This is a genomic window from Brevundimonas vesicularis (assembly GCF_900445985.1).
Lineage (GTDB): Bacteria > Pseudomonadota > Alphaproteobacteria > Caulobacterales > Caulobacteraceae > Brevundimonas > Brevundimonas vesicularis_D.
This window is the reverse complement of the sequence record NZ_UAQP01000014.1, coordinates 1218376-1240364: the sequence shown is the minus strand read 5'-3', so window position 1 is coordinate 1240364 and position 21989 is coordinate 1218376. Positions and strand designations below refer to the sequence as shown.

The 21989-nt window shown below is 63.0% G+C and carries 20 protein-coding genes and 2 tRNA genes; 9 read left to right on the top strand and 13 right to left on the bottom strand.

Features of this window, described 5'->3' with window-relative positions:
- Positions 1-18: 18 nt before the first annotated feature.
- From DT343_RS15120 to aroA, 6 genes are all read right to left on the bottom strand, one after another.
- Positions 19-309 (bottom strand): integration host factor subunit beta, encoded by a 291-nt coding sequence (locus tag DT343_RS15120; protein ID WP_017504364.1) that lies wholly within the window; start codon positions 307-309, stop codon positions 19-21.
- A gap of 282 nt (positions 310-591) precedes the next feature.
- On the bottom strand, positions 592-2295 hold the full coding sequence (gene rpsA / locus DT343_RS15115) for a 30S ribosomal protein S1 (protein WP_066552585.1): 1704 nt from the start codon (positions 2293-2295) through the stop codon (positions 592-594).
- Positions 2296-2493: 198 nt separating this feature from the next.
- A complete protein-coding gene (gene cmk / locus DT343_RS15110) occupies positions 2494-3138 on the bottom strand; it encodes a (d)CMP kinase (RefSeq protein ID WP_112863513.1) in 645 nt (214 codons plus the stop codon).
- 100 nt (positions 3139-3238) lie between these two features.
- Positions 3239-3520 carry a hypothetical protein gene (locus tag DT343_RS15105; RefSeq protein ID WP_146756772.1) on the bottom strand — a complete coding sequence of 94 codons (282 nt, stop codon included), beginning with the start codon at positions 3518-3520 and terminating at the stop codon, positions 3239-3241.
- The gene (locus DT343_RS15100) at positions 3517-3777 is read right to left on the bottom strand and encodes a hypothetical protein (RefSeq protein WP_146756771.1); all 261 of its coding nucleotides are present in this window, start codon (positions 3775-3777) and stop codon (positions 3517-3519) included. The genes DT343_RS15105 and DT343_RS15100 overlap by 4 nt, the downstream gene beginning before the upstream one ends.
- Positions 3778-3782: 5 nt before the next feature.
- Positions 3783-5105, bottom strand: coding sequence for a 3-phosphoshikimate 1-carboxyvinyltransferase (aroA, locus tag DT343_RS15095; RefSeq protein WP_439897237.1), 1323 nt, complete (start codon positions 5103-5105; stop codon positions 3783-3785).
- Positions 5106-5227: 122 nt separating this feature from the next.
- Between aroA and DT343_RS15090 the strand changes: the two genes are divergently transcribed.
- Both DT343_RS15090 and DT343_RS15085 read left to right on the top strand, forming a co-directional pair.
- Positions 5228-5689, top strand: a complete 462-nt coding sequence (locus tag DT343_RS15090) for a TIGR02300 family protein (RefSeq protein ID WP_055752793.1) — start codon at positions 5228-5230, stop codon at positions 5687-5689.
- Between the two features lie 290 nt (positions 5690-5979).
- Positions 5980-6055, top strand: a tRNA-Ala gene (locus tag DT343_RS15085).
- Between the two features lie 167 nt (positions 6056-6222).
- Here the strand turns inward: DT343_RS15085 and DT343_RS15080 are convergent.
- Entirely contained in the window at positions 6223-6546 is a 324-nt protein-coding gene (locus tag DT343_RS15080) for a hypothetical protein (RefSeq protein WP_055803275.1), read from the bottom strand.
- An 80-nt stretch (positions 6547-6626) separates the two neighbouring features.
- Positions 6627-7703, bottom strand: a complete 1077-nt coding sequence (rsgA, locus tag DT343_RS15075) for a ribosome small subunit-dependent GTPase A (RefSeq protein WP_112863510.1) — start codon at positions 7701-7703, stop codon at positions 6627-6629.
- 177 nt (positions 7704-7880) lie between these two features.
- Between rsgA and DT343_RS15070 the strand changes: the two genes are divergently transcribed.
- Positions 7881-8132 carry a DUF2171 domain-containing protein gene (locus DT343_RS15070; protein WP_055805252.1) on the top strand — a complete coding sequence of 84 codons (252 nt, stop codon included), beginning with the start codon at positions 7881-7883 and terminating at the stop codon, positions 8130-8132.
- 18 nt (positions 8133-8150) lie between these two features.
- On the opposite strand, the gene DT343_RS15065 is transcribed toward DT343_RS15070, so the two are convergent.
- Positions 8151-8804 carry a DUF1345 domain-containing protein gene (locus tag DT343_RS15065; RefSeq protein ID WP_112863509.1) on the bottom strand — a complete coding sequence of 218 codons (654 nt, stop codon included), beginning with the start codon at positions 8802-8804 and terminating at the stop codon, positions 8151-8153.
- Between the two features lie 146 nt (positions 8805-8950).
- Between DT343_RS15065 and DT343_RS17535 the strand changes: the two genes are divergently transcribed.
- From DT343_RS17535 to DT343_RS15050, 5 genes are all read left to right on the top strand, one after another.
- A complete protein-coding gene (locus DT343_RS17535; protein WP_181669210.1) occupies positions 8951-9094 on the top strand; it encodes a hypothetical protein in 144 nt (47 codons plus the stop codon).
- A 189-nt stretch (positions 9095-9283) separates the two neighbouring features.
- Complete coding sequence (locus DT343_RS15060; RefSeq protein WP_258522594.1) at positions 9284-9946, top strand: DNA polymerase III subunit epsilon; 663 nt, start codon at positions 9284-9286, stop codon at positions 9944-9946.
- A 789-nt stretch (positions 9947-10735) separates the two neighbouring features.
- Positions 10736-11917 (top strand): SEC-C domain-containing protein, encoded by a 1182-nt coding sequence (locus DT343_RS15055; RefSeq protein WP_181669209.1) that lies wholly within the window; start codon positions 10736-10738, stop codon positions 11915-11917.
- Between the two features lie 327 nt (positions 11918-12244).
- Positions 12245-12388, top strand: a complete 144-nt coding sequence (locus tag DT343_RS17530; protein WP_181669208.1) for a hypothetical protein — start codon at positions 12245-12247, stop codon at positions 12386-12388.
- A 72-nt stretch (positions 12389-12460) separates the two neighbouring features.
- On the top strand, positions 12461-13378 hold the full coding sequence (locus DT343_RS15050; RefSeq protein ID WP_112863506.1) for a DUF6615 family protein: 918 nt from the start codon (positions 12461-12463) through the stop codon (positions 13376-13378).
- Between the two features lie 120 nt (positions 13379-13498).
- On the opposite strand, the gene DT343_RS15045 is transcribed toward DT343_RS15050, so the two are convergent.
- The 3 genes from DT343_RS15045 to DT343_RS15035 all read right to left on the bottom strand — a co-directional run bounded on the left by DT343_RS15045 (position 13499) and on the right by DT343_RS15035 (position 17074).
- On the bottom strand, positions 13499-14929 hold the full coding sequence (locus DT343_RS15045) for an ImmA/IrrE family metallo-endopeptidase (protein WP_181669207.1): 1431 nt from the start codon (positions 14927-14929) through the stop codon (positions 13499-13501).
- Positions 14929-15357 (bottom strand): hypothetical protein, encoded by a 429-nt coding sequence (locus tag DT343_RS17290; RefSeq protein ID WP_146756770.1) that lies wholly within the window; start codon positions 15355-15357, stop codon positions 14929-14931. The genes DT343_RS15045 and DT343_RS17290 overlap by 1 nt, the downstream gene beginning before the upstream one ends.
- Positions 15358-15853: 496 nt before the next feature.
- On the bottom strand, positions 15854-17074 hold the full coding sequence (locus tag DT343_RS15035; RefSeq protein ID WP_181669206.1) for a HEPN-associated N-terminal domain-containing protein: 1221 nt from the start codon (positions 17072-17074) through the stop codon (positions 15854-15856).
- 212 nt (positions 17075-17286) lie between these two features.
- Here DT343_RS15035 and DT343_RS15030 point away from each other — a divergent pair, with 212 nt between their 5' ends.
- Entirely contained in the window at positions 17287-21636 is a 4350-nt protein-coding gene (locus tag DT343_RS15030) for an NACHT domain-containing protein (protein WP_112863502.1), read from the top strand.
- Between the two features lie 200 nt (positions 21637-21836).
- Here the strand turns inward: DT343_RS15030 and DT343_RS15025 are convergent.
- A tRNA-Val gene (locus tag DT343_RS15025) sits at positions 21837-21911 on the bottom strand.
- Positions 21912-21989 lie beyond the last annotated feature (78 nt).

Below are 21989 nucleotides of genomic sequence, written 5' to 3'. Positions count from 1 at the left end.
GGTATCCTTAAATGACGATCAGGCGTCGCCCGAGGCGTTCAGCCGCTCGCGCAGCTCCTTGCCGCTCTTGAAGAAGGGGACGGCCTTGGCGGGCACGTCGACGGTTTCGCCGGTGCGCGGATTGCGACCCGCGCGCGCCGGGCGCGATCGCACCGACAGGGCGCCGAAACCGCGCAGCTCGACCCGGCCGCCGTCGGCCAGGGCCGACGTCATGGTGTTGAGGATCGCATTGACCAGCCGTTCCACCTCGGCGTGAGTCAGGTGGGTGTTTTCCGCTGCAAGTTTCTCGATCAGTTCGGACTTGATCATCTGCGCCCCTGCCAGCTCGTTTGGACAGGCCGTTTCGCCCGCCGCCGATCCAGAGCCACACCCTAACCCTCGACCGGCTCTCGAAAAAGCCCTTATCCGACAAAGATGCGCGTCATTCGCAAGAAAAATGTCCGGAAGTGCACACAGCGGTGTGCCAGACAGAGAAAAGGGCGGCGAGATCGCTCCCGCCGCCCTCAGTCTTTCTCGCTATCGCAGAGCGCGCGGCGCTCTGCGGCTTGAGCGAGGCGACCGAAGGACGCGATGCACCCTTCGGCTTGAGCCTTACTCCTTGGTGCCGGCGTTCTTCAGCGCGGCGCCCAGGATGTCGCCCAGCGAAGCGCCCGAATCGGACGATCCGAACTGTTCGATGGCTTCCTGCTCGTCCTTCATTTCCAGCGCCTTGATCGACACCGAGACGCGGCGCGAGGCCTTGTCCACGGCGGTGATCATGGCGTCGACGCGGTCGCCGACGGCGAAGCGTTCCGGACGTTGCTCGTTGCGATCGCGCGACAGGTCCGACTTGCGAACGAAGGCCGTGACCGGCGCGTCGTCTTCACCGAACTTGACCTCGATGCCGCCCGACTCGATCGCCGTCACGGTGACGGTGATCTGCTGACCGCGACGATAGGTGTCGCCCTCGCCGATCGGATCGCCGCCCAGCTGCTTGATGCCCAGCGAGACACGTTCCTTCTCGACGTCGACGTCCAGGACCTTGGCCTTGACCATCTCGCCCTTGCGGTAGCGTTGGATGGCTTCTTCACCCGACACCGACCAGTCGAGGTCGGACAGGTGCACCATGCCGTCGATGTCGTTGTCCAGGCCGATGAACAGGCCGAACTCGGTGGCGTTCTTGACTTCGCCCTCGACGGTCGAACCGATTGGGTTGTTGGCGACGAAGGCGTCCCACGGATTGTCCTGAGCCTGCTTCAGGCCCAGCGAGATGCGGCGCTTGGAGGCGTCGACATCCAGAACCACGACGTCGACTTCCTGCGAGGTCGAGACGATCTTGCCGGGGTGGACGTTCTTCTTGGTCCAGGACATTTCCGAGACGTGCACCAGGCCCTCGACACCGGCTTCCAGCTCCACGAAGGCGCCGTAGTCGGTGATGTTGGTGATGCGGCCCGTGTACTTGGCGCCGACCGGATACTTGGCTTCCACGCCGTCCCAAGGGTCCGACTGCAGTTGCTTCATGCCCAGCGAGATACGTTGGGTGTCCGGGTTGATCTTGACGATCTGGACCTTGACGGTGTCGCCGACGGCCAGAACCTGGCTCGGGTGCGAAACGCGCTTCCACGACATGTCGGTGACGTGCAGCAGGCCGTCGATGCCGCCCAGGTCGACGAACGCACCGTAGTCGGTGATGTTCTTGACGACGCCTTCGCGGACTTCACCCTCGGCCAGCTGACCGACCAGTTCCGTGCGCTGTTCGGCGCGGGCTTCTTCCAGGATGGCGCGACGCGACACGACGATGTTGCCGCGCGGACGGTCCATCTTCAGGATGGCGAAGGGCTGTTCCTTGCCCATCAGCGGGCCGACGTCGCGGACCGGACGGATGTCGACTTGCGAACCGGGCAGGAAGGCCGAGGCGCCGCCCAGGTCGACGGTGAAGCCGCCCTTGACGCGACCGACGATGGCGCCGTTGACCGGCTGGCCTTCGGCGAACACGACTTCCAGACGGGTCCAGGCTTCTTCGCGACGAGCCTTGTCGCGGCTGATGACGGCTTCGCCCAGGGCGTTCTCGACGCGCTCCAGGTAAACCTCGACGTTGTCGCCGACCTTGGGCAGGGCGCCGTCGTCGCCTTGGCCGAATTCGCGCATGGCGATGCGGCCTTCGGTCTTCAGACCAACGTCGATGATGACGATGTCTTTTTCGATGCCGACGACGCGGCCGTGCACGACCTGGCCTTCGCCGAAGTCGCGACCCGACAGTTGTTCGTCGAGCAGCGCCGAGAAGTCGTCGCGCGTGGGGTTGAGAGTATCAGACATGAAGCTCTGGTGTTTCCAGTGGGGCTGTGGCGCGTGACCGAAGGACGATCCCGCGCGAGGTGGACCCCTGACGCAGCGAAAGGCGGCGCGCGGGGCGATGGGAAAAGATGGAATCAGGTCGTCGGGATGCGAGGCCGTTCAGAACGATCAAAACGCCCGCGGAGGCCGAGGGTGGGAGCGTTGGATTTGCGAGATGGGTCAGAGACCGTGTTTCGCGCGCGCCGCCTCGACGATACGGCGGGCCGCATCGAAGGCGGCTTCTATACCCAGATCGGTCGTGTCCAGCAAGACCGCGTCATTGGCCTGGACCATCGGGGCCGCCCCGCGCCCGGCGTCGCGCTCGTCGCGGCGCTGGATGTCGGCCAGCATGGCGTCAAAGGCGATGTCCGATCCGCGCGCCGTCAGCTGCTTCCAGCGGCGCGTGGCCCGCACTTCGGGCGTCGCGGTGACGAACAGTTTGGCCTGAGCGTTCGGCGCAATCACCGTGCCGATGTCGCGTCCGTCGAGAACCGCGCCGCCCGCCTGGGCCGCGAACGCCTGCTGCAGTTCCAGCAGAGCCGCCCGAACCCCCGCGAAGCTGGCGACACGGCTGGCGGCCTCGCCCGCCTCGCCTGTCGTCAGGCGCGGATCGTCCGACAGACCCGCCGCATCCAGCCCCCGCGCCGCCTGCGTCGCCGCCGCCTCGTCATCCAGCGATCCGCCGTCCGCCAGCACCTTTGCGCCCACAGCCCGATACAACAGCCCCGTATCCAGATGCGGCAGGCCATAGATCTGGGCCAGACGCGCGGCGATAGTCCCCTTGCCAGAGGCGGCCGGTCCGTCGACGGCGATGATCAGGGTCAAGCAGGTCTCCGCAGCGCGTGGCGCATTTCAATCTCGATCCCAAACGCACGGGAGGCCGAACCTGATAGCGAGGATCGCCCGACCAATCCAGCCGCAGGCCTCAGTCTCGGCGTCCGACCAAATCACGAATTGCAAGGCCGGCCAGCAGGACCGCCAGGCCCGCCCCGGCCGCAACCGACGCCACATAGAAGCCGACCACACTCCAATACAGCAGGGGTCGGTCCGCCAACAGAACGTCCGGCCCCTTTCGGTTGTTCAGCACCCCGGCATCCAGGCTTTGGACGATTTCTCGGGCTCCGATCACGCAGAACCAGCCGATCAGGATCGCGATCGCCAGCGTCAGGATCGGCTTGATCCAGCCCGACTTTTCCGGCCGGTTCACGACCATGCCTTCCAACGCGCCAGAACCACGACCGCGAAGGCCGCCAAACCCAGCCAAACCAAACAGGCGACGCCGCTCAGCGCCACGGTCGAATAGAAGAAGGCGTCGCCCTCGGCCCTAAGATGCACGGCGCCATGCTTGCCCGAGACCCGGCCTGTCGTCACCCCTTGCCAGACGATCCAAGCCGTCCAGCCGGCTCCGCCCAGACAGGTCAGAAGACCAAGGACCGCGATGCCTCGACCTACGACGTCGCGCACGGGCTTCACGCGATACGCCCGCCCAGGCCGTTCATCATCTCGACGAAGCCGGGGAAGCTGGTGGCGATCATCCCAGGCTCGTCGACCGAGACCGGCTGTTCGGCGGCCAGGCCCAGGACCAGATGGCTCATGGCGATGCGGTGGTCGTGGGCGGTGTGGACCAGGCCGCCGCCACGCACCGACCTGCCTTGGCCGGCGCCGGTGACGATGAAGCCTTCCGGCTCCTCCTCGACCTGAACGCCGCAGGCGCGCAGGCCCTCGACCATCAGCGAAATCCGGTCGCTTTCCTTGACCCGCATTTCACCCACGCCGCGCATGACGGTGACGCCGTCCGCAAAGGCCGCCGTCGCCGCCAGGATCGGATATTCGTCGATCATCGAGGCGGCGCGATCCTCGGGCACGACCACGCCCTTCAGGGACGAGTGACGGGCGGTGATGTCGCCGACCTCTTCGCCCCCGGCCTCACGCCGGTTGGTGATGGTCAGGTCGGCGCCCATCTCGATCCAGGTGTCGAACAGGCCGGTGCGAAGCGGGTTCAGCATCACGCCCTCGACCGTGACCTCCGACCCCGGCACGATCAGCCCCGCCGCCAGGGGAAACGCCGCCGAGGAGGGATCGCCCGGCACGGCGACGACCGTCCCGCTCAGGGCCTGACCGCCTTTCAACGTCACCTTCCAGCCCTCGCCCCTCTCCTCGACGCCCACCTCGGCGCCGAAGGCCCGCAGCATCCGCTCGGTGTGGTCGCGGCTCTTTTCCGGCTCGACCACGGAGGTGACGCCCTCGGCGTTCAGCCCGGCCAGCAGGATGGCCGACTTCACCTGGGCCGAAGCCACCGTCTGCACATAGTCGATGGCCTTCAGCGCGCCGCCGGTCAGGGCCACCGGGAGCCGATCCTCGGCCGCCTGCCAATCGAACGCCGCGCCCATGTCGGCCAGCGGTCCCGTGACCCGCTTCATCGGGCGCTTTCTCAGCGAGCCGTCGCCATCGAAGGTCGCCGTCAGCGGATAGCCGGCCGCTGCGCCCATCAGCAGGCGCACCCCGGTTCCGGCGTTGCCGCAGTCGATCACCGACGCCGGGGTCGTAAAGCCGCCCTCCCCCTCGATCCGCCACTTACCGTCGCCGGTCCGCTCGACCTTGGCGCCGAAGGCCTCGACCGCGCGGGCGGTGGCCAGAACGTCGTCGCCTTCCAGAAGACCCTCGACCTCGGTCACGCCGGACGCCATTCCACCCAGGATCATCGACCGGTGCGACATCGACTTGTCGCCCGGCGCGCGGACTTTTCCGGTCAGGGCGGAGGCGCGGCGCGAAGTCAGTTGGGACGGCATGATCACCCGCTTCAGGCTGTATTGTGCGAAGGGCCGCGCGGGCGGCGCGAAAGACAGCTTTTGACAGCGGGTCAAAGGGGTGGCAAGGGACCGCCCCGAATTCAACCCGTTGAAAGCATCCAAACGTGGCCAATCCCGAACTGGGCGCCAAACAGGTCTGCCCCAACTGCCAGGCGAAGTTTTACGACCTGAACCGTCGCCCCGCGCACTGCCCCAAATGCGGAACCGACTTCGATCCCGAAGAGGCGATGAAGCTGCGCAGCCGCCGCGCCCGTCCCGGCTATCCGTCCGACGATGAGGACACGGAAGACCAGGTCAAGGACAAGAAGGTCGACGGCGACGAGGATGAGGAAGACGACGTCAAGACGCCGGAAATCGACGAGGAAGGCCACGAGCCGATCCTGACCCCGGACGACGAGGACGAAGACTCCCCGGCCGACGCCTCGGAAGAAGCCGGCATGGGCTCGACCGACGGCGACGACGATCTGCTGGCCGACGACGATGACGACTCCGTGCCGTTCATCGAAGACGAAGACGACGACTCGATCGATGACGAGATCGCCAAACCGTCGCGCGACGACGACTAAATTCTTGAGCCCATCGCACATCGCGCGACTTGAAGCCCGACTTGCTGTGGGCTTCTCGCGATCTGGCTCAGATTCTTGTTGCACCCGCCGCATTTCCCGTTAGGGAGACGCGGCGGGACAGCAGGGCTTTCACACCTTTCGGTTTGAAAAACCTGCGTATTTTCACCCTTGGGAACGCGGTGAAAATAAATCTCGAAACGGGCTTGATCGCAGAAAAAGCCTGACCTAGTTTCCGCCGCCTCGCCGGGGGCCATCGCAAGATGAACCGGGCGATCCAGACCGATGGGTCCGGGGCTTTAGCTCAGTTGGTAGAGCGCTTGCATGGCATGCAAGAGGTCAGCGGTTCGACTCCGCTAAGCTCCACCATCGTCACCTCCGAGCACCGCAAGGTGTTCGGAGGGACGGCCATCCTCCTCCCCACATTTTCGATCCGCAGAAGTCGCCATTCGGCGCGCGACTAGGCGCGCGTTTCTCGTTCGATGACAGATGCGGCAGGTGGCTCGATCCGAACCTCCCGCCGCGATAGTTGCCGATCAGTTCTCGACTTCGGTCGATCCCTGGCGGAACTCTTCGGCCGGCACGAAGGCCGAGCCTTCTTCATCCAGCACCCAAACGCCGATCAGGGCGGGGTGATCCGGGGTGACGTCTTCGTCCAGCAGGTCGCCCTCATAGACGCCGACGTTGCTGTAATCGAAATCCAGCAGCAGCTGATCGGCCATGTCGATCATCTCGTCGGCCATGCGCCGTGCATAGCCCACCGCCTCGCTGGCGTCGGAAAAGTCGTCGGTCAGCGTGTTGACCTCTGCGGCCTCGCTGCCCTGAACGGCGCTGGTGGTGACGATGGTGAATGCGGACATGGTGATCTTTCTTAAGTCTAAGGACTTCACCTAGCCCGTTTGGCCCCGCAACACGTCGAAATTCGGTTGCGCCATCGACGCTATCGATCGGCCCCGCCCCGATCGTTGCGCTTCGTCGCGCGATAGACCTTCTGCAAGCCGCCCAGCCGCCGGCGTTCCGCAGCCTTGGCGATCCGTTCCGCCTTGTCCCCTGCGGCCGCCAGTTCCGACTTCAGCTTCTGGAAATGCGCCCAGCGCGGTCCCTCCAGCGTGCCGTCCGCCAGGGCCGCCTGGACAGCGCATCCCGGCTCGCTCACATGGCCGCAGTTGGTGAAGCGGCACTCCTGCATCAGGTGTTCGATATCGTCGAAGACCGCTTCCACACCCTCTTCGGCGTCGATCAGGCCCACTTCGCGGATGCCGGGCGTATCGATGATGAGACCGCCGCCGGGCAGCGGGAGCAGCTGGCGGTGGCTGGTGGTATGCCGTCCCTGGTCGTCGGATGCGCGGATCGCCTGGGTCGCCATCCGATCCTCGTTCAGGAAGGCGTTGACCAAGGTGGATTTGCCGACACCCGACGAGCCGATCAGGACACACGTCTCGCCCGGCTTCACCTGGAGACGCAGCGCCTCAAGGCCGACGCCTTCGCGCACCGAGACGGTCAGGACCAGGGTCTGCGTCTCCAGCGCCGCCACCTGAGCGGCCTCGGCCTGGGGGTCGGCGCTGAGATCCGACTTCGTCAGAACGAGAACAGGCCGCGCTCCGCTATCCAACGCCGCAGCCAGGAAACGCTGGATTCGACGCGGATTGAGATCCGCATTCATCGAGGTGACGACGAAGGCCACGTCGATATTGGCCGCCAGGATTTGGGTTCGACGCACGCTGTCGGCCGCCCGTCTTACGAAGGCCGTGCGGCGAGGCAGGACGGCATGGATGGTGGCGGCGCCGTCCTGAGGGTTCGGCGACAGCGCCACCCAGTCGCCCACTGCAGGGGGCCCAGTCTCCTGGGCTTCGTGCCGCAGTCGGCCGGACGCCTTGGCCTGAAGCTCGCCCGCATCCGTGACGACCAGATAGCCGTTGCGATGCTGGAGGATGACGCGGCCCGGCGTGTGACCGGCATGGGCATGCGGCGCAAACGCCGTCGCCCAGACCTCGGACCATCCATACTGTTCGATCAAGTCAACGGCATCCCTGTCGCTCGCGCTCCTCAGCCGGCTTGTGCTGAACACTGTCCCAAAGCCTTGCCAGTCGGCGGGGCCGCGAACAAGCATGCTCGCCGTCCCAGCGCCTCGGGAACGAAATGTCGGTCGGCGGCGCTCCGCTATCGAGACGATGTTCAGCGAGGAAAAACAGCGATGAGCGAGATCAAGGAAGGCATGGAAGTCATCGGAGCCGACGGTGTTCACGTCGGCGTCGTGGACCGGGTCGAGAGCGACCGGATCAAGCTGACACGGCGCGAGAACACCGGCGCCCACGCCGATCACCACCACTATATCGAGAACGGCTTCGTCGCCGGCGTCGAGGGCGACAAGGTGCGCCTGTCGGCCAACGCCGACGTCGCCGTGACCCTTGAGGAAGAGGAGTCCGGTCGCCCCGTCGATCTCTGACCGAACGGCTGCGCGTGCCTAAAGCAGCGTGGCGGCCAGATTGACGGTCAGCGCCAGGATGACGGCGTTGAAGAACCAGGCGATCAGGCTGTGAAACGTCGCCAGGCCACGCAGCTTGCGGCTGGCTATCTGCACGTCGGCCGTCTGGTTCGCCACGCCGATGATCAGGGCGAAGTGCAGAAAATCCCAATAGTCCGCGTCCTCCTCGCCAGGAAAGATCAGCCCGCCCTGATCGCCCTTGCCGTCGTCACGCGGCGCGTAGAAGCCGTGGGCGTAATGCAGGGCGAAGATGATGTGCACGTACAGCCACGACAGGCCGACGGTGCACACTGAAAAGACCGCCTGCCCGACGGTCGGCTTGCCGTCGCTGGCCACCATGGCGAGGACGAGGACCACGACGCTGGCCACGGCCGCCGCCATGCTGAGCGGCAGGACCATAACGCCCGCCTGATCCAGTTCCGCCGCGCGGCGCCGCATCGCCTCCTGCGAACGCGCGCGAAAGATCCGCACAAAGGTGGCAACGAGAAAGGTCGCCACGCCCGCGTCCCAGCCAGCCGCCAGTCGCATCGGCCAGCCGACGCTGGCCGGCGCCAGCGCTGCGACGGCCGCCATGACCAGCAGCCCGAGCCATAGCGACAAATGCAGACGGAACAGGCGCGCGACAGATCCCATGCCGCGAGATTGCGCATTCCTGGCCGCACGTCCAGCGACCGCGCGGCCCGCGGAGCGGCTACGACAAAATGGATTTCGTCTCATTGAGGGACACGTCTGTCGGCGACGTCATAGAAGTGTCGCTTATCGTTTCGGGGGAAACGCGAATGCTGGTGTCGATCGTGATCGGCGAGGCTCTTTATCTGGCGCATCGCTGTCGGCGGGCGCTGATCGCCTCGCCCGTGGTGCTGGTCGGTCTGTGGGCCGTGATGACCGTCATGCCGCACGGGTCGGTGCACGTGCCGAACTGACGACGCGCCGTCGGCGGTCTTTCCAGGCGCCGGACCGAATCCGTCGCCCCAGGCGTTGTCAGGTGTGAAAGCCACGCCGAGGACGCCCTGACCGACTTCACGCCATCACCCCAACGCATCCGCGTCATCGACCTGGAGACGGCCGGATCCGGCCCTCAGGACGTCTGCGAGATCGGCTGGCAGGACGTGGTGCGTGACGGGGCCGGCCCATGGCGTCTGGATGCGACGCGCGGCGCCCGTTTCGTAAATCCCGGTCGGCCGATTTCGCCCGACACCATGGCGATCCATCACATTCTGGACGAGTGGGTTCAAGACGCCGGCTATTGGAAGGCCGTCGCCCCGCTCATCCTTCGTCCCGAGGCGGGCGTGATCGCCCTGGCGGCTCACCGCGCCAGCTTCGAGCAGCGGTATTGCACCCCTGCCCTGTCAAGCGGCGCAAAGTGGATCTGCACGTGGAAATGCGCCTTGCGGCTGTGGCCCGACCTGCCGCGCTTCTCCAACCAGATGCTGCGCTATCTGCGCCGGCCCGAGGGCTTGGTGCATGAGCTGGGCCTGCCGGCGCATCGCGCCCTGCCCGACGCCTATGTCACCGCCCACCATCTGCGCGACATGCTGAACCAAACGACCGTCGAGCAGCTTCTGGCCTGGAGCCGCGAACCTGGACTGTTGCCCCGCGTGCCCGCGGGCCCTGAACGCGGCAAGGCGTGGAGCGCGGTGGATGCTGACCGGCTTCATATCCTGGCGTCGGGACGCGACATCGACATCGCCTTCACCGCCGCGACCGAGCTTCGCCGCCGCGGCCTGATGACGGAAACGACCGTCAGGACGTCGGATCAGGTACGGCTGCTCTAGCGCGCAAACGGCAGCCAGGGCTGATGACGACTGATCTGAAAAGAAAGGGAAATGGTGGACGCGACAGGGATTGAACCTGTGACCCCCTCGATGTCAACGAACTGTACTCTCATCGAAAACCAGACGACGATTGAGCTGTGGCCTCACTTCGTGTGCGACTGGTGTATCTGGATGCTGCCCTTTTTCATGCGTTTCTGGTTAGTTTCTGGTTAGCGCCGTCAGTGGGCAACGTGGGCGAAGCGTCACATCGGACCGCCAGCATCTCCAGTAAGGCGCACACCGACGATCACTTCCCCCACCGCCTTGGCGGCAGGATCGGCGCTTTGCCTCTAGTTCGCATACAAGGTGCCGAGAATATCTGCCCGCTCTCACCGGGGTGTCGGCGCGAGTGGCGCATAGGCCCAAGCGCTCTGCCCTCTCTCGGCGATTAGGTCGCCTATGCGCCATGAGCGGTCATAGGGAAGTTGCCCGAAACACGACATTCGCGAGCAGCTACCAGGCCCTCTTGGGAAGCATCACCTGCTATGTAAACGTTGGCAGTTATTGGACAGACTGCTCTGGTGAGCCGACACTCACAATGACGATGGCGACAGCTTGAGCCGAGCCTTTCGCTCGGCCGTAAGGGCCAGTCGATTCATCAGGCTGTCGCGAGGACGCGCGAGGACGACGACACGCCGCCCGCCGAGATCCGTCTACATCTGCGGGAAGGGTGTCCCTATATAAGGCGGTCGTCCCGCTCAGGCCCACCCTGTCATGTCCTCGCCTTCGTCTCCACGGCCGCATCCGTCCTTGCACCAGCCGCTGCGCCTGCCGCCCCCTGTCACCCGCCCGAGTGTCATCGACCGTAAGGCCTCCTGCTGGTGCGGCTCCGGCTTGAAGTTCAAGCACTGCCATCTCGACCGCGAACGACGCCGCCCATTCAATCCGTTTGAATACAGCGAGGCCGTCCGCAAGGAGTTGGGGCGTCGCTACTGCTCTCACGCCGACGAGAGCGGCGCGACCTGCAGCGGGCCGATCATCGACGCCCACACTGTCCAGAAGGAAGGCGGGCTGCGCGCCATCGCGCGAGGCGGCAAGGTCTACACGCTGCTAGCCACTCTCAATGGCCTAATCAAAACCGACGGGCGGCTGGAGCCCCGGCTGATCGGGATCGGAGACGCCTCGGTCTTCTCCGGCTTCTGCTCGAACCACGACAACGACCTGTTTCGCCCGATCGAGGGAAAGACCTGCACTATCGGGCCTCGTGAGGCCCTGCTGTTCGCCTACAGGGCCGCCTGCTTCGAGGCGTTCATGAAGCGCGCGCAATGCGAGACAGCAAAGCTGTTCACCCGTCTGGACGAAGGTCGCCCGGTGGAGGAGCAGGAGAGCATCCAGAACGCTGCTCGCGCCTACACCCACAATGTCGCCGCCGCTCTGGAGGGCACCCATTCGCGGAAGGCCAGCTATGATCGCCGTGTGAAGGCCAATGACACCGAGGGCTTCCATTACAGCTGGACGTGGTTCGACACCCTGCTGCCGGTGGCGAGTTGCGGCACCTTCCTGCCCGACTTCGACCTGGCGGGCACACCGCTTCAGCGGATCGGCCATGGCGATGTCGCCTATGAACAGGTCGCTCTAAATGTGACCGCCTACGAAGGCCGATCGGTGATAGTCCTCGGCTGGACGGGAGCGGCAGGCGGGCCAGCCTCCCGGTTCGCGGCCTCTTTCGAGGCCCTTGATGACGGAGCCAAGGCCGCTTGCGCGGTTCGTCTGCCACTGGAGTATCTCGAGAACAGCTACATCAATCCTGAGTGGTGGGAAGCTCTGTCCGAAGCCGAGCAGCGCAACCTCGTCCGCCATTCTTCGGAAACCTTCGGCCGACGTCGCGGACGCGACATGTTGTTGCTGTCCAGACCGCTGCCGAAGTATGAGACAGCCACGGCAATCGATCAGGGCGGCTCCGGCATGGACGTACAGGACGGCGCCGATTGAACGCAAGCTCCGTGGCGGCGGACATGCGCCAGAAGCGGACATTGGCGCAACAGCGGAAATCAGACCTCTAACCACTCGATGGTCTCTATTTGCGAGGACCTGGAGCAGGATGTGCCTGGCGGATCGGCAGCTCGGGCGCTGCGTCCCGACTGGCTCATTACGCCGGTCCTGGACGTCAGCCAGTCGCTATGGCGTTGGACGCACCAGCGTGCGATTGAGGTGGCGAGGAAGACAGGGTCGCATGTTGTCGTCAGGTGCTGCTCGACTCTCAGCGTTCGCCAACATAACAAGGCCTCTCTCGATGAGGTCGGTCCAAAACCTTGAGGCGTGGGCCTGCTCTATGAAGGCGCAAACAGGAAAGTGCGCATCATCGAGTCGGCGGAAGATACCTCCCTCCCCGGCACCATCATCGCACAATGGGATCACGATAACTGGGATCGCGATAACGTCGGGTCGGCGGCCGCCTCCTGAAGCAGCGCCGCCGGCTGCCCAGACCCTCGCTTGTTGGGATCATCAAGCCAATCCATTTTTGGATGTTAGCGAATGTCAGTAAGCCTCTGCGATCTCTCACAACGCCTGCCCGTACTCGTCGGGACGCTGCTGGACCGGGAAAACCTTCTGAGACGAGGGCGCTTCCGCGAAGAAACGATGACGGACATCCTGACGGGCTCGCTTGCAGCCTTTGCAGGGCCGTCATTGGTCATCGAATATCCACCGGAGGCGACCACAGGCGGCGATATCGACCTTCAGTTTTGGCACGTCGATAGCGGCCGCAACCTTTTGCTGCGGATTCAGGCCAAGCGTCTGAACGCGCAAAAGCACGGAACAAGACAGGTCAAAATCGAGCATCGATCTTACAGAGAGCTGCTTCACAAATCCCCCAGCGCGACCGATTATCAATACAAGACGCTCACCACACCCGGAGGAGCATCTCTTCCGCTGTACATGTTCTACAATCATCAGTCCGTGGCCGACGATCCTTTCTTCGCCACGCCCGGTCCCAAGGTGAGCGGGATAAACCTCGCGTTCGCGTCCGACATTGCGAAGGAGTTGGACGAGAAGCTTGAAGCCAACAGCGGCACGCCCCGGGAGAGGAAACACCACAAGAGACTGAGCCACCTGCGTCAGCATTTGTTTGGGCTGGAGACGATCCTGTGTCCTCCCGGTGACCTGAAGGGTGAGGAGGTCCCCCCTCCCGAGCTTGTCGCTGCGGCTCTACACCAAGCTTGGAAACGTCATTCAGACGAAACCGAAAGAGCCTCTGATGTCGATCTAGTTTATCGTGCGCTCGTTCGGCCTGATGAACTTCTCACAAGCCGCTCGTTGATACAGCTGATCTCAAGCGGCCCGGCGGTTCGCGCCAGTCGAGAGCGCAAACGGCCTACCATCACGTTTATCTCGGGACGTACAGACGACAGCCGAACCCCATCCATCACAAGCCAAAGCCCGGCTCCCGCGTGACCTTTGGGGGCGATACGACTGTCTCAGAGTTCCGTTGCGCTCTGAAAACAGCGCTCTGTGGCGCGGTAGCTGTTCTACCTCTTACCCTCGAGCATTCCGGTGTGGAAGACGGGGCGAGACCTACCAGCGGTTAGGAGCAGCGCTGTCCAGCCAGTAGGTCAAATCGATGTCGTGAGACCGTAGCCCATGGTCGAGTTTCCAGGCTGCGACGCTGCGAGTGACGCCGTAGGTCCTTTGCAGCTTCGTCAGACAGGAATCGATATTTTCAACCGAGGGCGGCAGATCAAGCCTCAGCCAGACGTCGGCAGCCACGCGACCTGGAAGAAGGAACTCGCCGGCGAACGACTTGGCTCTCGCCTCCACATCATTCGGCATTCGGCTACCAAGCACATCGACGGCGCTCAACGCGTGGCCACGGTCTAGGAGCTGGTGACACAGCTCATGAGCTGCCGTGACTCTCGCCGATGCACTCGCTAATCCCCAGCCGTTCAGCCGGTCGCTTGCGGTATTGATGAGGATCGCGGGCCCATGGTTGACGCCCCAGACGGATAAACCCTCGAGGGTCGGAGGCGTCACCTCAGGCGAATGCAGAGCAATGCCCAATCTCTCGATCAGGCCGTAGATGTCGATCCGCTGCACCGAAGCAAGATTTAGCTGCTGACGCAGGAAGACTGCTGCGGCTTGACCTTGAACAAATGGGCGCTGGTCTGCGAAGCCCTCTGCAACATGTGCTGAGACCGCGTCCGCGAGCTTGTCGAGTTCCGGAGCATCGCGCTTCTCAAAAGAGCTAACGAGCTTGAGGACTTCTCGAACGACTTGCTCGGGCAATGCGCTGGCCATTCGCGCCGCGAGCCTTAGCTCGTTATTGTCGTTGGCTGCTTCTTGAACAGTCTCGGGTGCGACGAGCACCCCTTCCTCGACCAGCTCTTTGGCAAGCGAAGGTTTCAAGCTCGTCGACCACGCGAGAAGCTGATCAGGCGCGCCTTCGTCTCGCAGTTCCCAAGCCCTGATCAATGCAGCCCACTTGGCATCAACCGAAAGGCGCTGTGCGATCGCATCTCCAGTAGCCGATAGTGCTTGTCGCGCGCTTTCAAAGGCAACGACCCTTAGCTCGTCACCCGTATCAACAATAAGCGACTGCCCTGCCCTCATGAGAAACAGCGGAGGGAGACCAAACTGGCCAGCGAATGCACGCGATAGATCATGCGCGTCTTCAAATGCTGAAACTCGGCTTTCCTCATTGTCGACGATAGCGCGAGGAAGTTCGTCCCAACGCCTCTCAGCGACCCGCCGCAGAGATGTCGGGCGATCGGGCGTGCCTTTCACCGGATAGGTTTGACGAAGCAGCAGCGGCTTCCAGAACTCTGTCAGATGCGCGAGTAGATCGTCAGCGAAGATATCGACAGCCGTGTCGAACTCCCCAGCCACCGGCCAGATCGTCTCCCCGTCAACACGCACATTAAGGTCCGCCGTCGAAAGGAGGCTTTCGACGCCGTTGGAGGGATCTGTCCAAACCAGGACGATCTCAAAGGCAGGAGCAGACTGGGTCATCAAGCGCCGTGAGTTTCGATGTTCTCTTTCAGCCATTTCTCGAAAGAGTCGAGAGCTCCATCTTGTTCAGCCTTGGCCCTAAGTAGGCCAATGAGCGTTCGAGATAGCTTACCGCGGTAGGGGTAGCCGTGGTAGCTGCCTCCAAAGTCGCTCGTTTGCGCCTCATATATTGCGCCATGAGCGACAGTGTAGAGCTTCTTGGGTGCCGCTAGCTCACGATCTCCGTTGGGTGCTGGGATGGCGCTCTTCAAAAGATCCTTCAAATCATCTGCTGTGAGGTTATCCGGGCATTTGCCGACCCATCGGCGAGGCCGTCTGCTGTCGAACTCGATATAGGGTTTGGGCCCCTTGCCGACATGTTTAAAGCGCCGCTCGCCCTTGTCGTAGCGAGGTCCCTCTAATTCATCGGTTTTCGATGAGCCGGCCATCCCCGCGCCCTAGCATGGAGCTTCGATCCTGTCAGGCGGCCGACACTGTGGATGTATCTGGAACGCGGGGACGGCGAGAGTGGGCGCAAAGCTTGAGGCGCCAAGTGTCCGCGTGTTAGGCGCCATCAGCGGTCCGCGAGGCCGACAGCTTGGCATGACGGCTGCCAAGAGGGCGAGGGATGCGGGCGCGCGAGACGCTAACGGTCGATGTGAACGAGCAAAACATCCAAGCGCTCGGCTTCTATGAGCGACTGGGCTTTAAGGTCACCAGTCGTTCCGCCGTGGAAGGGCAAGGCCGCCCATACCCTCTGCTGCATTTGCGGCTCGCGAAGCCTGTCGGCTGAACCGTTGGCCTGTCTGCCTTCGGGCGTGTGCGCGTCGCCTCCGCGCCAACAGCAGACATTGAAGCCTGCCTGCAAATCGGACCTTCAGGTGCCGGCGACTGACATCTGCTTCCTACCCAGCGCGCACGAAGGCCAAGCAGGCTAGCTTGTGGTCAAATGAGGCTGGGGAGCGCGGGACACGACTCATGCGACACGGCCTCAAGTCGCAACAAGGGTTCATTCCATGGCTTTGCCTTCGAACCCGGATCCACGCATTGGGCGTTCTCGCAGAAGAGCACGCAAGCCGTTCCGCCTAGGTGGCGCGCGCTACGGTAGATCAGGCCATCCAAGTGCGTCTTTCCGTTCTCCCTGAACACCCGCCGGAAAAACTCCGTCACGATCTGCGTCGGGACGTATTCGATGTGTTCGCGACCATCGCGGGCGATCGGCTTGGCCAGGTCATTGGCAAATGCATGGAGGAACCGCAGCGGATGGATAAGATGGTGGCGCTCGGTATCGAAGACGCTCGGGATGTCTGGCAACTGGGCTAGGTCGAGGACGCGCAGATCGCGGACGGACCGGAAGACGCCGATCGACATCGTCTGCCCCAAGTGCTGAGCTTCATCGAACGTTTCGGCCTTAGCGGTCTCGAGCTCCATGGCGCCATAGAACATGGGGACGCCTGCGGGGCTCATCCGGTTGGATTGGACTGCGAACTCCTCCGGCGGCGATCCAATATCGGCCGCTGTTTCAAAAGCGGCAGGCGCGATCCGAATTCTGATAAGGTCGACGTCCGGGCCAATCGTCTTGACGAACTCGAAGTTTCCAAGGTCCGAAGCGATCACCTCGCTGATCGCGTCCAGCATCTGTGAAGCCGGAACGCTGGAGCTGTCGCCTTCCTTCAAGCTCAGGAAGAGGTAACGGGTCTGGTGTTTGGTGACCTGCTTGAAACTCTCCCACCCCCACTCGAGCTGCTGACTCTTATCCCCGATGTAGAAATCGCGCTCGACCCAGCCGTTGTCGTCAATTGATCCAATCAGAGCCTCCATGACTTCAACATCATGGCTGATCTCATAGTCGGCCAGCACGTCATCAATGTCGGACACCGTCGCCTGATAGCCTCCCTCCGCGCTGATATACATGATCCCCTCGTCATCGGGGTGGTTCCAATCGAAACCGATCCCCCCGACGACCACACCGACAAAATCGTCGAAGCTGGCAGCGATCGGCTTCTCTCCCTCGCGGCCGCAGAACCGGCAGACGGTGCCCGTCGCATTCTCTTCAATCCACTGGGTCAGATACGGATCTTCAACACAATCCGGACAGATGTCGCCCTCGACGTCGCCGTAGCCGCGCGCCTCCTGCTCCATCATCCACGCCTTGGCCCGTCCCATCTCGCTCTTCTCCGAATCTGCGTTCCAAGAGTCGCGGCGCAAATATACCGGCGCGCCATGAGCGAACATTAGCTCACAGCCTAAAAGCTGACATTCAGACGGCGGTTCAAAGACGCTTCACCACGACTGACAGCGTATGAGGCCGCTCACGGTTGTGAATAACTCTGCTTTGGGCTCGCGTCTGAGAGTGTGGAGGCTAGGATTCCGTCGCAATGACAAGGCGCGAAGCATTCATCGAGCTCAACCGGCGCTTCCGCGATCTCACTGAGAACGAGCGCGAAGACCCTGCGAGTCTTGCTTTCTGGGGCTTCCATGAAAGCCAGATCGGGATGGCGTGGGATGAACTCCTACAGAGCGAGCGCGTGGTCATCTTGGCGGAGGCCGGGGCTGGTAAAACCCGCGAGATGCAAGCGCAGACGCGGCGGATAAACGCGGACGGCAAGGTTGCATTCTTCATCCCGGTCGAGGCGTTGGATCGCGAGGGCGTGCGGCCCTACCTCTCGATGAACAAGGGGGTGGCGAAGCAGTTCGATGACTGGCTCGCCGATCCCGATCAGCAAGCTTGGTTCTTCATCGATGCGGTCGATGAACTCAAGCTGACGGATGGCAAGCTGAGTTCCGCACTCGCCAAGTTGGCAGGCGCGCTCGGGGAGCATCAGCACCGCGCGCATATTCTGGTCTCGTGTCGGCCGACCGACTGGCGGCCCGTCCAGGACATGGAAACCTTTGAGACGCTCCTGCCCATAAATGCCCCGGTGACCGAGCAAGCGCCCACGGGAGAAGAGGGATTTCTGGCGCCGTTCAGCAAATCCGAAAACGAAACGCCTGCGCCGGCCAAGTCGAAAATTCCGCCTGCCCGATGCGTCTTCCTGCTGCCGCTTGATCGGAACCAAGTCGAGGCCTTCGCCAATGCGCGAGGCGTGGAAAACACGAAGGCGTTTCGGGAAGAGATCCATCGTCGGGATGCCTGGACGTTCGCGCGCCGTCCCCTCGACCTGCAAGGGTTGATCGACACATGGCGTGAGACAGGGAAGCTGGGCTCGCGCCGCGAACAGCACGCGACCGATGTCGTTCTTTCGCTGCGGGATGATCCCGAGCGTCCCGATCAAGGCGTGCTGACACCTGAACGAGCAGTGGAGGGCGTTCAGCGGATCGCTCTCGCCATGTTGCTGACGCGTGCTCGCACCATTCGCTCGCCCGAACAGGCGGTGGCCGCATCGAGCGATCAGTCGTCGCTCAACGCCGAAGAGGTGCTGACGGACTGGACGCCCAAGGAAGTGCGAGCGCTTCTACGGCGCGCTATTTTCGATCCTGCCACTTACGGGCGGGTTCGCTTCCACCATCGCAGCGTCCAGGAATATCTGGCGGCACAACGCCTCGCCTACTTGCGCGGGCGTGGGCTACCCATGCGCCAGCTAAGGCGGCTGCTGTTCGCCGAAACCTATGGAGAAGTGGTGCTTATCCCTTCCATGCGGCCGGTCGCCGCCTGGCTTGCCAATGGCGATGATCGCATCGCCGAAGAAATACTCCGCCGCGAACCAGAGGCATTGGTCCTTCACGGCGATCCTGAGACGCTTCCGCTTTCAACCCGGATTGCTTTGGTACGCGCGTATGTGGCCGCTTATGGGGGTGGGGACTGGCGTGGGCTTGAGATGCCTATCAGCGAGGTTCAACGGCTCGCCAGCGCTGAGCTTAAGGACGTGATCCGTGAGTGCTGGGCTCAGGCGTATGAGAACGAGGAAGTCCGGGAGTTTCTGCTCAAGTTGATGTGGCTGGGGTCGATTGGCGAATGCGCCGACCTCGCCAACGAAGCCCTGTGGGATGAGAGTCTTGGTGCGCACGCGCGGATATTGGCGAGCCGCGCGCTGGAAGAGTGCAAACGCCACGACCTGCTGGCGAAGGCCATCGATGACATCTCGGTGTCGAACGCACGCTGGCCGGATCGCGTCGTCTACGGCTTCACCGCCGAGGCCTTTCCGCAAGCGGTCTCTGCGAAAGACTTGGCCGCCATCATCGCGCGCACGCCCGAGCCGAAGCGAACAGTCGGCGGATTTTCCTGGGCCTTGCTGAATCAGGTGGACGAACTTGATCCGAAGGCAGCGACGACAACGGCGCTTCGAACCGAACTTCAGGAACTGATCTGGAGCGGACGCGACGGAGCCGACTGGTGGCGACCCAAGAGCCGGTTCGGCTATGTCACTCCAGCGCTCGCTCGTCTTTGCCGCCGCCAACTGGAAGCGGGCGTCCAAGACAAGAAACTGCTCTGGGCGGCGATCACCGCAAGCCGTTTCCATGATGAACAAACGCTCGGGCGCGACGACTTTGAAGCGCTGCGTCAGTGGTTCGCAGCCAGCGATGTGAACCGTGAGACGATGTTCTGGCTTGAGGTCGACGCGATGCAAGCCATCGCGCCCACCGACGATCTTCGCCATCGAGCCTACTACGCCCAGCATCATAGCCTGGTTGGCCACCTGAAGAAGGAAGACTGGGATTGGCTCATCAAGGGGCTCGCCAAAGGCCGAGCTGCCGACCTTCGAGGCGTGACGCTCGAAGTTCTCATTTCACTTTGGCACGAGCGGGGGCGTGAGCCCTCTGAGTTGGAGGCGTTGCGCTGGCGAGTTGCGGACAGCGCGGACATGTCCGCTGCACTGACGGCCCGCACGACACCGCAGCCCGACGATGGCCGCATGGCCGAGTGGGCGCGACAAGACAAGCAGCATAAGCAAAGGCGCGCGGCCAAAGAGGCCAAGACCAGACAATCTTGGAGCGACTGGCTGCCGAAGCTGTCGGCGGATCCCGACCGCGCCTTCCGTGGACGTGCCAACGCGCTCACGGTCTGGAACCTCTGGAACTGGCTGGGCTACGACAAAGGCGGGGAAACCGACTACGGTCATCTCGCCCGCCGTAACTGGCGGCGCATTCGGGAGGTTGTGAACGTTCGGGTTGGGGAGCTGTTCGAGGCCTCGTTGCGCCAGTACTGGCGAAATAACGCTCCACCCATAAAGTCCCGGCGTAAGCCGAACGAACGCAACCTCATCTTCAACTCTCAGGGCATGGCGCTGACGGGCCTACTCGTCGAGGCCGCATCCGATCCAGCATGGGCCCGCAAGCTGTCGCGAACACAAGCGCGCCGCGCGGCTGAATGGGCGATGCTTGAACTCAACGGCTTTCCCGATTGGTTCGCCGATCTGGCCGACGCGCACCCGACGATCACCGCCGCTGTGGTGAATGCTGAGATCGACGGGGATTTGGCCGACTTTGGCCCAGGCGGTCATTCCCACGCGATCAGCGGGCTTCGTTATGGCGATGCAGATATCCGTCAGCTCGGCGCTCCGCACCTGTTCAAGGTCGTGAGGAATTGGCCGCGTCTTTCCCGGAACGAACAGACGCGCGCCGCACAGATCAGTCTGCTGGAACATGCATTGGCGACCCTCGTGCTTAACGGCGTTCAGCAAGGCGATTTGGCCGATGTCGCCGCAAAGAAATTCAGAGCGAATCCCCGCCAAGAGGGTGCGGCGCTCTGGCTGAAAGCGCTTGCCTCCTGCGACCTCCGACGCGCGGTGACGGCAATGCAAAAGGCGCTGAAGAAGCTACCCACGGATGAGCGAGGCGCGCGGGGCATGAGTTGGTTCGGGCCGCTGTTCGGGGAACGGGACTCGCAAGGCGGCTCGGTCTCGCTGGATGCCGATACCGACCTCCTGCTGGACCTAACCCGGCTCGCGTATGAATGCGTGCGATTGGAAGACGACGTCCAGCATGATGGTCCCTATTCACCGGGTCCTCGCGACGAAGCCGAAACCGCTAGAAATCGTCTGATCGGCGCGATCATTGGGAAGCCTGGTCCCGAGGCCCACCATGCACTGCTGACGATGGCCGAGGAGCCGCTATTCGCGCACATGAAAGACCGCCTTCGTTTGATGGCGCGCCAGCGCGCATCAAACGACAGCGAACCCGCCGCGCTTAAGCCGGCGGAGGTGCGGGTTTGGGAAGAACGCTACGAAACGCCGCCGAAGAACCGAGACGAACTGTTCCAGGTCATGCTGGATCGGCTGGACGACATGCGCCACGAGATCCTCCACCACGACTTCAACGACCGCGCGGACCTCGCGAAGATCGCCCGTGAAGAAGATATGCAGCCGAGGCTGGCGCTGAAGTTGGCAAACTCGGCCAAGGGCCAATTCCATGTCACCAGGGAGGAAGAGGTCGCCAGCAAGAAAGAAACGGACATCCGACTTCTCGCCGCCTCGATGGACAAAGCGGTCATTGAAATCAAGATCGGCGATCACTGCTCCCTGAACGAGCTGATGGCAGCCATCGACGAGCAGCTCATTAAGAAATACCTCCGGCACCAGAGCTGTTCGGCCGGTTGCCTCCTCGTCACCTATGCGGGCGGCAAAGGCTTCGAATGCCCGACCACTGGCGCGAAGATCGAATTTGCCGAGGTCATCGCGCGCTTGAAAGCTCACGCCAAGGCTCGTGAGCAGGAAGAGAAGGGACGCATTCTGGTCGATGTGGTCGGGCTCAATCTTTGCGACCCCTTGACCACATCGGCCTCGGATTGAGCTTGCCCTTGTCCTAGCCTGTTTGCGCAAAAGATGGGCACCCCATCAGCGGACAGAACCAACTACTGTTTTGAGTCAACAGCGGCATTAGGAGGCAAGCGTCGGAGCCTGCCTCCGACGATCAGCATACCCACAGCAGAGTTTTTGGCCAGTTTCCGGTCAGCGCCGCAGGCTGCAACAAACTAAGTTGTTGGGAAGAATGGTGGACGCGACAGGGATTGAACCTGTGACCCCCTCGATGTCAACGAGGTGCTCTCCCGCTGAGCTACGCATCCGCCGTAGGGCTCCGAAAAACGTCTTCGGAGCGGGAAGAGCGGTCGTATAGCGGCGAGGCCGGTCGGCATCAAGCCGAT